At 49.9% G+C, this 13,695-nt stretch carries 14 protein-coding genes; 11 read left to right on the top strand and 3 right to left on the bottom strand.

What is annotated here, in order from left to right:
• Positions 1–107: 107 nt before the first annotated feature.
• From CAG64_RS00320 to pyrF, 3 genes are all read left to right on the top strand, one after another.
• A complete protein-coding gene (locus CAG64_RS00320) occupies positions 108–392 on the top strand; it encodes a LapA family protein (RefSeq protein ID WP_021704019.1) in 285 nt (94 codons plus the stop codon).
• A 19-nt stretch (positions 393–411) separates the two neighbouring features.
• Positions 412–1,581 carry a lipopolysaccharide assembly protein LapB gene (gene lapB / locus CAG64_RS00315; protein ID WP_021704020.1) on the top strand — a complete coding sequence of 390 codons (1,170 nt, stop codon included), beginning with the start codon at positions 412–414 and terminating at the stop codon, positions 1,579–1,581.
• Positions 1,582–1,669: 88 nt separating this feature from the next.
• Positions 1,670–2,365, top strand: coding sequence for an orotidine-5'-phosphate decarboxylase (pyrF, locus tag CAG64_RS00310; protein ID WP_021704021.1), 696 nt, complete (start codon positions 1,670–1,672; stop codon positions 2,363–2,365).
• Positions 2,366–2,422: 57 nt separating this feature from the next.
• Here pyrF and miaE read toward each other — a convergent pair whose 3' ends face one another.
• Both miaE and CAG64_RS00300 read right to left on the bottom strand, forming a co-directional pair.
• Positions 2,423–3,199: a tRNA isopentenyl-2-thiomethyl-A-37 hydroxylase MiaE gene (gene miaE, locus CAG64_RS00305; RefSeq protein ID WP_021704022.1), complete on the bottom strand. Its 777-nt coding sequence runs from the start codon at positions 3,197–3,199 to the stop codon at positions 2,423–2,425.
• Positions 3,200–3,269: 70 nt separating this feature from the next.
• Positions 3,270–4,034 (bottom strand): hypothetical protein, encoded by a 765-nt coding sequence (locus tag CAG64_RS00300; RefSeq protein WP_021704023.1) that lies wholly within the window; start codon positions 4,032–4,034, stop codon positions 3,270–3,272.
• Between the two features lie 340 nt (positions 4,035–4,374).
• Here CAG64_RS00300 and cysB point away from each other — a divergent pair, with 340 nt between their 5' ends.
• From cysB to CAG64_RS00270, 6 genes are all read left to right on the top strand, one after another.
• Entirely contained in the window at positions 4,375–5,349 is a 975-nt protein-coding gene (cysB, locus tag CAG64_RS00295; RefSeq protein WP_021704024.1) for an HTH-type transcriptional regulator CysB, read from the top strand.
• Positions 5,350–5,402: 53 nt separating this feature from the next.
• Positions 5,403–6,605 (top strand): methyltransferase, encoded by a 1,203-nt coding sequence (locus CAG64_RS00290; RefSeq protein ID WP_161448680.1) that lies wholly within the window; start codon positions 5,403–5,405, stop codon positions 6,603–6,605.
• A 157-nt stretch (positions 6,606–6,762) separates the two neighbouring features.
• Complete coding sequence (locus tag CAG64_RS00285) at positions 6,763–7,728, top strand: ABC transporter substrate-binding protein (protein WP_161448682.1); 966 nt, start codon at positions 6,763–6,765, stop codon at positions 7,726–7,728.
• 63 nt (positions 7,729–7,791) lie between these two features.
• Positions 7,792–8,736: an ABC transporter permease gene (locus CAG64_RS00280; RefSeq protein ID WP_161448684.1), complete on the top strand. Its 945-nt coding sequence runs from the start codon at positions 7,792–7,794 to the stop codon at positions 8,734–8,736.
• Entirely contained in the window at positions 8,733–9,527 is a 795-nt protein-coding gene (locus CAG64_RS00275; protein ID WP_021704028.1) for an ABC transporter ATP-binding protein, read from the top strand. The genes CAG64_RS00280 and CAG64_RS00275 overlap by 4 nt, the downstream gene beginning before the upstream one ends.
• 131 nt (positions 9,528–9,658) lie before the next feature.
• Positions 9,659–11,131, top strand: coding sequence for a GGDEF domain-containing protein (locus tag CAG64_RS00270; protein WP_161448686.1), 1,473 nt, complete (start codon positions 9,659–9,661; stop codon positions 11,129–11,131).
• Positions 11,132–11,139: 8 nt separating this feature from the next.
• On the opposite strand, the gene dusC is transcribed toward CAG64_RS00270, so the two are convergent.
• A complete protein-coding gene (gene dusC, locus CAG64_RS00265) occupies positions 11,140–12,099 on the bottom strand; it encodes a tRNA dihydrouridine(16) synthase DusC (RefSeq protein WP_021704030.1) in 960 nt (319 codons plus the stop codon).
• A gap of 198 nt (positions 12,100–12,297) precedes the next feature.
• Here dusC and CAG64_RS00260 point away from each other — a divergent pair, with 198 nt between their 5' ends.
• Positions 12,298–12,912 (top strand): SEC-C metal-binding domain-containing protein, encoded by a 615-nt coding sequence (locus CAG64_RS00260; RefSeq protein ID WP_161448688.1) that lies wholly within the window; start codon positions 12,298–12,300, stop codon positions 12,910–12,912.
• A 184-nt stretch (positions 12,913–13,096) separates the two neighbouring features.
• Positions 13,097–13,693, top strand: a complete 597-nt coding sequence (lolA, locus tag CAG64_RS00255; protein ID WP_021704032.1) for an outer membrane lipoprotein chaperone LolA — start codon at positions 13,097–13,099, stop codon at positions 13,691–13,693.
• Positions 13,694–13,695 lie beyond the last annotated feature (2 nt).

Here is a 13,695-nt window from a genome sequence, read left to right as displayed (position 1 = left end):
TCTACGTATGCCGCTTTTTTATAAGCACATTATTAAGCATAACCATGGAGTGTTGGCGGGATTTACTGCATAATCAGACATGCCCAAATCCAATACGGTGAAGGAATATGAAAATTATAAAAATCATTGTTGTACTCCTACTATTTATTATTGCTCTCGCGCTAGGCTCTCAAAATCAGGAAGTCGTGACTTTCAATTATCTGGTCGCGCAGGGTGAATTCCATCTTTCAACCTTACTGGGTGTTGTCTTTGTCGTTGGTTTTGCGCTTGCAGGTGCTATTTTTGGCAGTATGCAGTTCAAAACTCAGTTACAGCTGAGAAAACTGAACAGACAGCTGAAAAAAACCAGTAAAGACAACGATACGTCGGTTGAAAACAAACCCCAAGCGTAAGTGAGTAGGTTGTTTATTAATGCTTGAAATACTGTTCTTGTTGCTGCCGATTGCCGCTGCCTACGGGTGGTATATGGGGAATCGCAGTGCTCAACAAGATAAGCAAAAACAATCCAATCAAATTTCTCGCCAGTATGTTACTGGTCTGAATTTGCTGCTGTCTGATCAATCGGATAAGGCAGTCGATCACTTTATCGAACTGCTCCAGGTTGATAACGAAACCATCGATACCCACCTGGCATTGGGGAATCTGTTCCGCTCTCGCGGGGAGGTTGACCGTGCCATCCGGATACACCAGAACTTAATTTCCCGCTCTGGGCTGACCGTTGATCAGAAGAACATCGCCCTTCAGCAGCTGGCCAAAGACTATATGGTGTCAGGTTTTCTGGATCGCGCAGAAAAAATCTTCGAACAATTAGTGGATGAACCGGATCATCGTGAAGCCGCTTTGCATCAATTAGTGGCCATTTATCAACAGACCAGAGAATGGACCAAAGCTATCCATTACGCGCACCTATTGGTCAAAATGGGTCGCAAGCGCATGCGAAGTACCATCGCGCATTTCTGGTGTGAACTGGCGATGATTGAAAAAGCGGACGGCAACAATGCCAAAGCAATCCAGAACTTCAAACGTGCCCTCACCGAAGATCCTAAATGTGTTCGGGCGAGTATCGCTCTGGGCAAGTTGTATCTGGAAAACGAAGATTACCAGAAAACCATCGACTACATGGAACAGGTGATCGATCAGGATATCGATTTTATCGGTGAGGTTTTACCGACGCTGGCGGAATGCTATCACCATATTGGTCAGGAAGATGGCTTAGTTGAGTTTCTGCGTCAGTGTATTGCCAACAAGGCTGGCGTCTCGGCTGAGCTGATGTTAGCTCAGCTAGTGGCTCAGCATGATGGGGTTGGCGCCGCTCAGGAGCTGCTGACAAGGCAACTGGTGAAGAACCCGACCATGAAAGGCTTCTACCGTCTGATGGACTACCATTTGGCGGAGGCCGAAGAGGGTCGTGCGAAAGAAAGTCTGAGTACATTGCAGAAGCTGGTTGGTGAGCAGTTGAAAGTCAAACCGCATTACCGCTGCCGTAAGTGTGGCTTCTCGACGCATTCGATGTACTGGCATTGTCCGTCTTGTAAAGGGTGGGGCAGTATCAAACCGATTCGTGGTTTGGACGGTGAATAGATTTGGAACGATTGGACATCCAATCACAAATGGCAGCGATGATCCCGCTGCCTTTTTTTAGGCTCAATAAAGAGAAATAGGAGATGAAATGATCGACCAGAAAGTTATCGTTGCACTGGATTATGACAATCAGGCTGATGCATTGGCATTCGTTGACCGAATCGATCCAAGCACTTGTCGTCTGAAGGTTGGCAAAGAGATGTTTACGTTGTTTGGTCCTGATTTCGTCCAAGAGCTGCACCGCAGAGGCTTTTCTGTGTTCCTGGACCTCAAGTTCCACGATATCCCGAACACGTGTTCTAAGGCTGTTCGCGCAGCGGCAGAATTGGGAGTATGGATGGTCAACGTGCATGCCAGCGGTGGCGAACGCATGATGACGGCGTCCAGAGAAATCCTTGAGCCTTATGGAAAAGACCGGCCTCTTTTGATTGGTGTGACGGTTCTGACCAGTATGGAGCAATCGGATCTAAGAGGGATTGGTTTGGATGTGGCACCCCAGGAGCAGGTTATGCGTCTGGCGACACTGACCAAAAACGCTGGTTTGGACGGGGTTGTATGCTCGGCGCAGGAATCCAGCATGCTGAAATCCTCTCTGGGTCAGACGTTTAAATTGGTGACGCCTGGTATTCGTCCTGCAGGTACAGAAGCTGCGGATCAGCGTAGAGTGATGACACCAGTGGAAGCCGTAGCGGCGGGTTCCGATTATTTGGTGATTGGTCGCCCGATCACTCAGGCTGCCAACCCGGCAGACGTACTGGCTCAAATCAACGCATCATTGGTTTGAGTTAGCACCACACAAAGGCCAGCGATATGCTGGCCTCTATCGTGATGTTTTGATCACTCAGGCTGCTGTCGGCACACCACTGTGAAACTTAAAATCATCATCTTTGGACAAGATGAGCTGTGCTTCTATCTCACCAAAGAATGTCACTCGTTCACGGATGTCTTTTCCTGCAATTTCTTCGGCCAGCGTCAGATAATCCTGATAATGGCGTGCCTCTGAACGTAGCAATGACACGTAAAAGCGGCCAATGTCCTCATCCATATGCGGTGCCAGTTTGGCAAAGCGTTCACAAGATCGAGCCTCAATGTAAGCACCAATGATCAATTTATCGACCAGCGTTTGTGGCTCGTGTGTGGCCATGTGTGACAAGAGACCTTTCGCATAGCGACTGGCTGTCACTGGTTCATAAACGATACCGCGTTCTGCCATGATCTCAAGAACCTGATAAAAGTGATGCAGCTCTTCTTTGATCAACAGCACCATCTTATCAATCAGTTCCTGACTGTATGGCGAGTCTGACTTCGCCATGATGGTTTTGGATACAGTACTTTTGCCTTTCAACGTCGCCAAAGAACCACTTTTACGGTAAGCGAAATCCTCATAAGGCTTGAACCAGTCCAACAGCGTGTGAGCACTGGTTTTGTCCACTGCGTATTTGCGGATCAGGTACATGGCTGACTGACCGGCTTTTAACTCACACAAGAGGTGGTCGATCAGAACGGTTTTGAGGTTTTCTGCTTTTTTGGCTTCGTTCACCCAGGCATCGGGTGTTTCGCAATGCAGAAACTGAGAGATGGGGGCCAGTAAGTTCTGGATGGCTTGTGTATTTATCATAATTCGGGCTAACAATAATAAAAAAGACCGCAATCAAGCGGTCTTTGTGACACTTCTGGTGGAGAGTATATTACCACTTTTTCTTTTCGCCAAAGAGCGCTTCCATATCGTCTTCGCGTTCTTTCTCTTCCATCATTTGCAATTCAGCGGCACTTTTCGTCTGACGACGTTGCTCCAGTTCATCGTGCATGGCCTGAAGTTTTTCGCGTGCCTGAGTTGAATAGTTGTCATTTTTGGTACTGAGCACATCCAGACCTTTACGCAACAGTTGCAAAGCGGTACCGGGCTGGCCTCTCACCATTGCGTCGTTGGCGCGTTTGACCACATTTTCAATATTGATGCGCACTTGGATGGTTTCCAGACGCGCATTCTCATTCACGTATGCCTGCGTTTCGAAACGCCCTTTATTGTGCTCGGAGCGAATGGTGTCGCGCAGACGTTTCACCAGCTTCAACATCACAATCGCCTGCTTGTCACTGCTTGGTACTTTGAATGATGCGGACTCATTGCCTTGATAGTTGTCTTTAAGCTGCTGTATTTGCTGCTTCATGTTATCGATGCGCTGCGCCAGCTGTTTGTTCTTCGGATCCAGCTCGTACATGGCGACAAGCGCATCCAGAATGCGGTTGTTAAGACACACCAGCAGATCTTTGCTGAATGGCAGGATGTGCGCGTTTCCGATCAGGTCTTCTGTTGCATCAATGATAGCAACGTATCGTGCGCTCTCTTGTTTGCGTGCGGTTTCCACTTTGAGCTTGTACTGCAGCATGATGTTATAACCCAGCACCAGAACCAGCAAAATGGCGATGAGAGCAATGATTAAACCTATATTCATAAACTTGGTATCTTTATTGTGTTCAAAGGCCTGTGTTTAAGGATACAAGATTCCGCGTATACTCTGCACCCTAAATACAACAAATTAGTATTATCGCTGTTGGTACTTTGAATATTAATGAAAATTTCAATAAAGAACACCAATATGAGTTATGGATTGCAAAAAATGCTCTCAGCGTAGAAAATCCCGGCGCTTAATTACCTTTCTGGTCCGAATTCTACTATCAATTTGAAGCGTTAAGCGTTATAACTAATAATTATAAACTATGTGGCTTATGTTATGTCGCATAGCAGTGTTTTGAGCAATGGCTGGGGCCGATGAAGGGGTTACGAGGTCAATAATGAAATTACAACAACTGAAGTATATTGTTGAAGTAGTCAATCACAATCTCAATGTATCAGCGACGGCGGAAAGCCTGTACACCTCTCAGCCTGGGATCAGTAAGCAAGTTCGCCTGCTTGAAGATGAGTTGGGTATTCAGATTTTTGAACGCAGTGGCAAGCATTTGACTCAGGTGACCTCGGCAGGCGAAGATATTATCCGTATTTCTCAGGAAATCCTCTCCCGGGTTGAAAGTATCAAAGCGGTAGCGGGTGAGCACACACATCCAGAGATGGGTACGCTGAATATCTCTACTACGCATACTCAGGCGCGCTATGCTCTGCCTGAAGTGATCAAAGGGTTTACGGCCCGCTATCCGAAAGTGTCTTTACACATGCATCAGGGCACTCCAAGCCAGATGTCTGAAGCCATAGCCAAAGGAACGGCCAATTTCGCGATTGCCACCGAAGCGTTGCACCTGTACCAGGATGCGATCATGTTGCCTTGCTATCACTGGAATCGTTCGATTGTGGTGCCAAAAGATCACGCACTGGCGCAGAAAGAGAAGGTCACCATTCAGGATCTGGCGGCGTACCCCTTAGTCACTTATGTGTTTGGTTTTACCGGACGCTCGGAGCTGGATACGGCCTTTAATCGAGTCGGCCTGACGCCACGCGTGGTGTTTACCGCGACCGATGCCGATGTGATCAAGACTTACGTCCGAATGGGAATCGGTGTCGGCGTGATTGCCAGCATGGCGATTGATCAGCAGCACGATTCTGATCTGGTTGCAATTGATGCCAGTCATATCTTTGGGGCCAGTACCACCAGTATTGGCTTTCGCCGCGGGACTTTCCTGCGTTCTTACATGTTCGATTTTATGGAGCGTTTTGCGCCGCATTTGACCCGACCAGTGGTCGAACAGGCGATCTCTCTCAAATCAAACGCCGAAATCGAAGAGATGTTCCGCGACATCGAACTGCCAGTCCGATAACACTTCCACTTCTTCATGCTTCCCCCTACAATGCAGCGCACTCAGGGGGAAGTATGCTATCCAGATTTCACGTTCTAGATCAACTACTGACAGACTACCAGCTACTGTGGCGCTTCGAGCCATTTCATCACAGCCGACAGGCAGAGCCTGCATGGCAAACGCAATACCCTCAATTGTCTGAGTGGTTGGGTCAGTTGAGCCCGGCTGATGTCGAGTATTATAAATCGTCACCACAGGCATTGCAGGCCAAGGTGACCCAGTGCCTCCCTGAACTTCACGTTCTTACGGAAGCGGTCGCGCTAGAACCAGCAGATGTCTCCACGTTGTCACTCGATCGCGGTATCGACAGCGGTATTCCGGGCCGTAAGCTGACCCAAATTTTAGCGATGGGTCAGGCGGCACTGAAGGCGCATTCCGGCAGCGAATGGCTGGAGTGGTGTGCGGGGAAAGGGTTCCTCGGCCGCATATTAGCCAGTCAGAGTCGCCAGAATGTCACCAGTTTCGAGTTCCAGACTTGTCTGTGTGAATCTGGGCAACGTGACGCAGACAAGCGCGCCTTGCCAATGCAGTTTGTTCAGGGGGATGCTTTTGGTGTTGAGTCGGACGATGTGTTCAATGCGAGACAACATGCCGTCGCACTGCATGCTTGCGGTGATTTACACGTTGCTTTGATGCATAAATCGGTGCGCTTTGGTCTGCCGGCGATCACCCTATCACCGTGTTGCTACCATCTGATTGAGGGGGAGTCGTATCGGCCTTTATCCTCGCTGGGACAGAATTCATCACTGGCTTTGACCCGCCAGGAATTGAGAATCCCCCTTCAGGAAACCGTTACCGGAGGCGAGCGGGTCAGACGTCATCGCTTTCAGGAGATGGTGTATCGACTTGGTTTCGATTTGCTGTTGCGCTCTGAGCTGTCTTTGCAACAATACCTTCCCATACCCAGTATTCGTAAGTCGATGCTTGCCGACGGATTTGAAGTATTTTGCCGCTGGGCAGCGGAGCAGAAACAGATGATTTTGCCAGACTGCGATTGGGCGTATTATCACGAGCAAGCTGAGCGGCGCTTCTGGCATATGGAACGCTTAAGCTTAATCCAGGACATATTCCGTCGCCCTCTGGAAATGTGGCTGGTGATGGACAAAGCCAGTTATCTGAGTGAGCAGGGATACAGGGTGAACATCAGCGAGTTTTGTCGTCGTGACATCACACCAAGGAACATTCTGATTCACGCTGAACGCGGCTTCGGGCAATAAAAAATCACCCACCTCTCTTTTTTGTTAATTTGGTGTTAAAACTTGCTTTCCATTCTCCTAAGTTATTGGTAATAATGTTGGTTAAACGCACACAAAGTGTGCAGATAACAAAAACAACACAACATCTACTATCACATGCTTAAATCAAGGAGTTCAGATGAAGGCAGGCAAAGTCATCGCTACCGCCGTTCTGGCAAGCGCCGCATTACTCTCATCCACCAGTATCATGGCAAAAACCGCGAAAGTGGCGGTTTCGCAGATTGTTGAACACCCGGCCCTGGACGCCGCCCGGCAGGGGTTACTCGATGGTCTGAAAGCGAAAGGTTATGAAGAAGGAAAAAACCTGGAGTTTGATTATAAGACCGCTCAAGGCAACCCGGCGATAGCTGTGCAGATCGCTCGTCAATTTGTCGGAGAAAACCCGGACGTATTGGTGGGGATCGCTACGCCGACCGCTCAGGCTCTGGTCTCTGCCACGCGTGATATCCCGGTGGTATTCACTGCGGTAACCGACCCCGTCGGTGCCAAATTGGTGAAGCAACTTGAGCAACCTGGCAAGAACGTCACCGGATTGTCGGATTTGTCTCCAATCGCTCAGCACGTGGAGCTGATTAAAGAATTGTTGCCTAACGTGAAATCAATCGGCGTGGTTTTTAATCCGGGTGAAGCCAATGCAGTGACTCTGGTTGAACTCCTGAAGGAAAGCGCCAAAGCGCAGGGTATCGATGTGGTGGAGGCTACGGCGCTGAAAAGTGCCGACGTACAGTCGGCTACTCAGGCCATCTCTGCTAAATCAGACATCATTTATGCTCCAACAGACAACACGGTTGCCAGTGCGATTGAAGGGATGATCGTCGCGGCGAATCAGGCAAAAACGCCGGTATTTGGTGGCGCAACCTCGTACGTTGAGAAAGGGGCTATCGCTGGTCTGGGGTTTGACTACTACCAGGTCGGTGTACAAACAGCGGATTACGTCGCTGCGATCTTGGAAGGCCAGAAACCGGGCCAGTTGGACGTGAAAGTGGCCAAGGGTTCGGATCTGGTTGTCAATCCGAAAGCCGCGGAAATGTTGGGCATTACTCTGCCGGAATCGGTTGTAGCGCGCGCGACCAGCGTTAAGTAATCCTGTTTGAAACCAGTAGGCGTGGGCTTACTGGTTTCTTTGTCTCTGAAAAAGGAGTTGCCTATGTCTGCTTTTGCGTTTTTTGGTGCGCTTGAGATAGGTCTTTTGTATGGATTAGTTGCGCTGGGTGTGTATTTGACTTTCCGCGTACTGGATTTTCCTGATTTGAGTGTTGACGGCAGTTTCCCAATGGGAGCCGCGGTGGCCGCGACGGCGATCGTTGCCGGGATCAACCCCTGGGTAGCGACAGGAATGGCGATCCTTGCTGGTGGGGCAACCGGTTTGGTGACCGCGTTTCTTGCGGTTCGGTGTGGGATATTACATCTGCTGGCATCAATTCTCACCATGATCGCTGCGTTCTCGATCAATATTCGGATCATGGGTAGGCCGAATATGGCGTTGCTCGGTGAAGACACCATTTTGACCCCATTTGAATCACTGGGAGATTCGATGCTGGTACGTCCGATTGTGGTGGGCGTCTTGGTGCTGATTTCTGCCTGGTTGGTGGTGCGTCTGCTGAACAGTGATTTTGGCCTTGGCCTGAGAGCCACAGGGGTGAATGCTCGTATGGTGTCTGCCCAAGGGGCGAGTACCGCGTTTTATACCTATTTTGGTTTGGCGCTCTCTAACGCCTTTGTCGGCTTTGCTGGCGCTCTGTTTGCACAAACCAACAGCTTTGCTGACGTCACTTCCGGCGTCGGCACCATCGTGGTCGGTCTGGCGGCGGTGATACTGGGCCAAACGCTGATCCCGGGGCGCAAGATTTGGGTGGCGGTTCTGGCGGTCATCGTAGGCTCAGTGCTGTACCGCCTGGCGGTTGCGTTTGCACTTAGCACCGGAATGTTCGGTTTACAGGCATCAGACCTGAACTTAGTTACCGCGGTTCTGGTGGCCGTAGCGTTGATCGCACCAAGGATAAAAGGAAACCTCAAGGCAAAAAAGCGCGGTAAGCCTGATTTTCAGGCTGGTGTTGTCAAACAGGGAAAAGAATCAGGAGAAGTTGCATGATTCAGTTGGAAAATATTGAGGTCACTTTTAACCCGGGTACCATATTGGAAAACCGGGCGTTACGTGGTGTCTCACTTAACGTACCTGAACACCAGTTTTTAACCGTGATTGGCTCAAACGGAGCGGGTAAATCGACCCTGCTGGGTGCGGTAACGGGTGAAACGCCAATGATTGGCGGCAAAGTGGTGATTGATGAACTGGATGTGACATCAAAAACAGTTGCCCAGCGTGCAACACAATGTGCGCGGGTGTTTCAGGATCCGCTGGCGGGGACGTGCGGGGAGCTGACCATCGAAGAGAATATGGCTTTGGCCTATATGCGTGGCAAGCGCCGTGGCTGGAATCTCTCGTTGTCCTCCAAACGACGCAAACTCTTCCAGGAGCGCATCAGTATCCTTGGGCTAGGGCTTGAGGATCGCTTGGGTGACAGTATCGGTTTGTTGTCGGGTGGCCAGCGTCAGGCGGTAAGCCTGGTGATGGCGACGCTGTCAGAAAGTAAACTGCTGCTGCTGGATGAGCATACTGCGGCCCTCGATCCTCGTATGGCGGCGTTCATCATTGATTTGACCAAAACGATTGTCAGTGAATTCAACCTGACGGTAATGATGGTGACACACTCGATGAAAGATGCGTTGGCGTGTGGCGATCGCACCGTCATGCTGCATCAGGGGGAAATTGTGCTGGATGTTGCTGGTGACCAGCGCGCCAATATGACGGTGCCGGATTTGCTGGAAATGTTCTCGAAAGTTCGGGGAGAGGAATTAGCGGACGACAGTTTGCTGCTCAACTAAGCCGGAGCTTACTTAACTCTGACAGAGTTCACATTTTGCCTATGCCATAATCCAGCGCATAGAAACCTAAAGCCCATCACGTGTAATCTTGCGATGGGCTTTTTCTATTATATTGATAAGGTTAGAATTTCATGAAGGGCAAGAGGCATTTCAGCCACAGGTTTGTCGTTGTCGCACCACTGACTCTGGCGATGACGGTACTCGTTCTGGCTATCAATGCTTATTTGAATGCGATCAATCGCGAAATAGACTCAGAATACGACCGCATAGACCGTTCACTTCAGCGCACCACGCGTTTGCTGACCGCCATCGATTACGCGTTCAACCACTATCTGGTCGCCCGGCCGGATCTGCTGCTCAGCCACAATCGTAAAGTGGAAGACGGCGTCTGTCGGATGTGGCCGATTGACCCGCTGCTCAACCTTGATGAATCAAGGGATGTCCCGATTCCGTCTATTGATTTTAGCTACATGATTACTGCGGATGCGTCGCTGTGCGATCCGAGCAGCAGAATGTATCAAAGAGTGGCCAGTCGTGTCATTCTGGCACCGAGTTTGTCCTTCTTGCATGATCTTGATGATGAGATTTTTGGTATTCGCTACATTGACGAGAGTGGCTTTGTTATGTCATCTCCGGCATCGCGTGCGGCGAAAATCGACCGGGACTTCGTGTCTATCATCAAGACGCGTCCATACTGGCGCGATACAGCCCAGAACAAAGATAAAATCACGGTCTCCCGTCTGAGTTCGACTTCCCTGCTGATTGACGGGCAGAAGAGACAGGTGTTTGCAATGACATTGCCGGTTGTCATTGACGGCGATTACCGCGGCATGGTGGAACTGGATGTCAACACTGAGGTTCTGCTGAGTAAAGACAGTGATTTACCCAATCCGATTAAGCTGATTGATTTGCGGACATCCGGCATACCGGACAATGCAGTACATGTTAAACATCTCAATATTCCCGGCGTCGAATTTCATCACGCCGTATACTACGACCTGGATATCCGCAACGAAATCGCCTTTTTCTTTAGTTTCAAGGTCTACTCATTACTGGGCATAGTGTTCATTTACGTGCTTTCCACTGTGGTTTTGATTTACTTTAACAGCGATGCCGAAAAAACCTATTTCAAAGATCTGGCCGCGCGTGACCCCATGACTGGCTTGTTAAACCGGCGTGGTTTCCAGTCATTGCTGCAACGCACACCCCATCAGCAATATATTGCGCTGGCGATTTTGGATATCGATGATTTTAAACACATCAACGATACCCATGGTCATGATGTAGGGGACAACGTTATCTGTTACGTCGCCGATCAAATCCTGTGCAGTATCCGTCAGGTAGATATTGCAGCCCGCTTCGGTGGAGAAGAGTTTGTTATCTATCTGACGGGTGACAGTGAGCAAAAACTGCAGCAGATTCTGCTCAGGGTCAGAGCCGCTCTGGCCGAGTATGCCAGTCGCTTACTCGAACGCGGATTTACTGTGTCTGGCGGTGTGGATATCACCAAAGCCGGCCAATTCGAGTTTGAGACGGCATTTAAGCGTGCAGATGACAAGCTGTATCAGGCTAAGACCAATGGCAAAGACAAGTTGATATTCTGAGGTAATGGCTAGCTGGCATCGGCCAACAGGTTGTCGCGATAGTATTCGATCCGCTCCACTATCGGGGCGGCTTTGCTGAAGGTTCGAATATCGCGGAATAACTCTTGGGCCTGAGGGTACTCTTGGCGCAGGTATGAGAACCATTGCTTGACCCGGTTGGGATAATAGAGGCCTTTATCACCTTTCATTTCATAACGAGAGTACACCAGCAGCAGATCGACCACGTCTTGCCAGGCCATTTTGCTGTGGTTGTGTTTTACCACGTTGCCAAGGTTCGGCACATTGAATGCGCCACGGCACACCATCAAAGAGTCAACCCCTGTGGTCGCGATACAGGCTTGCCCGTCGTCATAATTCCAGATCTCACCATTTGCAATCAGTGGAAGTGTTGTTTTGCCACGAATTTGGTCGATGTATTCCCAGCGAATCTCACTGGCTTTGTAGCCACCGGATTTCGTTCTTGCATGCACGGTCAGTTCATTGGCGCCGGCTTGCTCAATCGCATCGACGATCTCGAAACAGTCGTTTGGGTCTTCCCAGCCGAGGCGAATTTTGGCAGACACCGGTATATGAGTTGGCACGGCGTCACGGCAGGCTTTGACCACCTGGTGGATCAATTCCGGATGCTGAAGCAGAGCAGCGCCGCCTTTACTTTTGTTTACCATCTTGGCCGGACAGCCGAAGTTGATATCAATGCCTTTTGCGCCAAGGTCGGCGGCGCGAACGGCATTCTCTGCCATCCAGCCCGGCTCCTGACCAAGTAACTGAAGATGAACCGGTACGCCGGATTTGGTCTGTGAACCTTGTTCCAGCTCAGGACAGAGGCGGTAGAACACATGATCTGGCAGCAACTGATCGACCACGCGCACAAATTCTGTGACGCACAGATCGTAGTCATTGATGTCGGTTAGGATCTCTCGCATCAGATGATCCAACACGCCCTCCATCGGGCCCAGAATTACTCGCATACCATTTTGCCTCCGTTTGGGAGGCGAGATTGTAGAGGTATTGGTTGATATTGTCACTAAGGGGGAACGCATCACCTGAGCCAATACGCTGATTTTTACGCTGAGATGGTGGTGAATTGGGCGTCTGTCCGCACTATGGTTAGCAAGCGCTGCCCACAGTGATATACTCGGTTTTTTGTTCTGTTCAGAAAGCACGTTATGACTTATCAGCTCATCTCACTGGAGAGCTCCGACGTACAGGAATCTCCGTTTTTTATTGAAGGCGCCGTTTTGGCGGCCAATTTTGCCACGCAGCCTCTGGCGCCCGAAGCCTGGCTGGGTGAATTGCTGGGAGCGGCCGCCAGTGACGCTCAGCCAGTGATTGTTGAACAGATTCACAAACAATACGCGCAATTGAAACGAAATGAGTATTCCTTATTGGCCTTGGTGGACGGGGCTGATAAACGTGAACAACTCGCAGACCTGGCTGAAGGCTTTATGCAGGTATGGCCGACTGTCGAAGCACAGTGGATGGAGACGCAGGTCGGGGATGGAACGCTGCGCATGTTACAGGCGTTACTGACCAGCTTTATGTTGGCGATCGATGAAGAGCAGACACAGCAACAAATGCGAAAGGCGGGTGTCGAATCGCCACCGTCGCTGGAGGAGTTTATTGAACAGTTGGATTTGATGGTGGCGGAAGTGGCGATGGCGGCAGACGAGGCCATGGTCGGGGCGCAGTCACAAAGTGTCAACCCATATAAAGGTATTGGTCGCAATGATCTATGTCCTTGTGGCAGCGGGAAAAAGTTCAAACAGTGTTGCGGTCAGTAAGTGGAATTATCTCAGGTTTTGCGTGTCTGACTGGTATCGATACGCTTCGCGTGATTCAGACGGATGTCTGACCTTATTCGGTCATAACCTGGCTGCGGCGATTTATAATCAACGTTAGGACTGGAAATCGGGTTAGCCCGTCACCATATAGATTTTATCGCTCATTTAGTGAGGAGCTTTTTGAATGAAGAAACTGTTAGCCTTGTTATTGGTAAGTTGCTCTGCCTTGGCCGCGCCAAAAGATGAACTCAGCGCTCGTCTGGCAAAAAACGACGGATTCAGTGCTGATTTCACTCAGCAGGTGACAAGCCCAGAGGGGGACGTTGTTATGGAAGGTGAGGGGACCGTCGAAATTGCGCGCCCAAGCCTGTTCCGCTGGACAACCAACACACCAGATGAGAACGTTTTAGTTTCAGATGGTCAGTCGGTCTGGTACTACAGCCCGTTTATTGAACAGGTGACGATTTATCGTCAGGAGCAAGCTACGGAGCAAACCCCGTTTGTTCTTCTCACTCGCAATCGCAACAGTGACTGGGATAATTACGCCGTCGTGCAAAAAGGCGATCTGTTTACGCTGACCCCGACCGCCGTGGATTCCAATCAGGGCAAGTTTCAAATCGATATCAACACGAAAGGTGTGGTGAAAGGGTTCAATGTGATTGAACAGGATGGTCAGAAGAGCCAGTTCACTTTCAGTAAGGTAAACCTCAGTAAGCCGAAGGCAGACCGTTTTACGTTTGTGGTGCCTCAAGGTGTCGAGGTCGATGACCAAAGGAAGTAGTC

The organism is Vibrio sp. V38_P2S17PM301, from assembly GCF_009904845.1.
GTDB classification, from domain to species: domain Bacteria; phylum Pseudomonadota; class Gammaproteobacteria; order Enterobacterales; family Vibrionaceae; genus Vibrio; species Vibrio proteolyticus.
Note: the sequence above shows the minus strand (reverse complement) of the source record. Positions and strands in the feature narration are given on the sequence as shown.

Coding starts and splice junctions, on each gene's coding strand:
- CAG64_RS00320 (WP_021704019.1), top strand. CDS start 108: ATGAAAATTATAAAAATCATTGTTGTACTCCTACTATTTATTATTGCT.
- lapB (WP_021704020.1), top strand. CDS start 412: ATGCTTGAAATACTGTTCTTGTTGCTGCCGATTGCCGCTGCCTACGGG.
- pyrF (WP_021704021.1), top strand. CDS start 1,670: ATGATCGACCAGAAAGTTATCGTTGCACTGGATTATGACAATCAGGCT.
- miaE (WP_021704022.1), bottom strand. CDS start 3,199: ATGATAAATACACAAGCCATCCAGAACTTACTGGCCCCCATCTCTCAG.
- CAG64_RS00300 (WP_021704023.1), bottom strand. CDS start 4,034: ATGAATATAGGTTTAATCATTGCTCTCATCGCCATTTTGCTGGTTCTG.
- cysB (WP_021704024.1), top strand. CDS start 4,375: ATGAAATTACAACAACTGAAGTATATTGTTGAAGTAGTCAATCACAAT.
- CAG64_RS00290 (WP_161448680.1), top strand. CDS start 5,403: ATGCTATCCAGATTTCACGTTCTAGATCAACTACTGACAGACTACCAG.
- CAG64_RS00285 (WP_161448682.1), top strand. CDS start 6,763: ATGAAGGCAGGCAAAGTCATCGCTACCGCCGTTCTGGCAAGCGCCGCA.
- CAG64_RS00280 (WP_161448684.1), top strand. CDS start 7,792: ATGTCTGCTTTTGCGTTTTTTGGTGCGCTTGAGATAGGTCTTTTGTAT.
- CAG64_RS00275 (WP_021704028.1), top strand. CDS start 8,733: ATGATTCAGTTGGAAAATATTGAGGTCACTTTTAACCCGGGTACCATA.
- CAG64_RS00270 (WP_161448686.1), top strand. CDS start 9,659: ATGAAGGGCAAGAGGCATTTCAGCCACAGGTTTGTCGTTGTCGCACCA.
- dusC (WP_021704030.1), bottom strand. CDS start 12,099: ATGCGAGTAATTCTGGGCCCGATGGAGGGCGTGTTGGATCATCTGATG.
- CAG64_RS00260 (WP_161448688.1), top strand. CDS start 12,298: ATGACTTATCAGCTCATCTCACTGGAGAGCTCCGACGTACAGGAATCT.
- lolA (WP_021704032.1), top strand. CDS start 13,097: ATGAAGAAACTGTTAGCCTTGTTATTGGTAAGTTGCTCTGCCTTGGCC.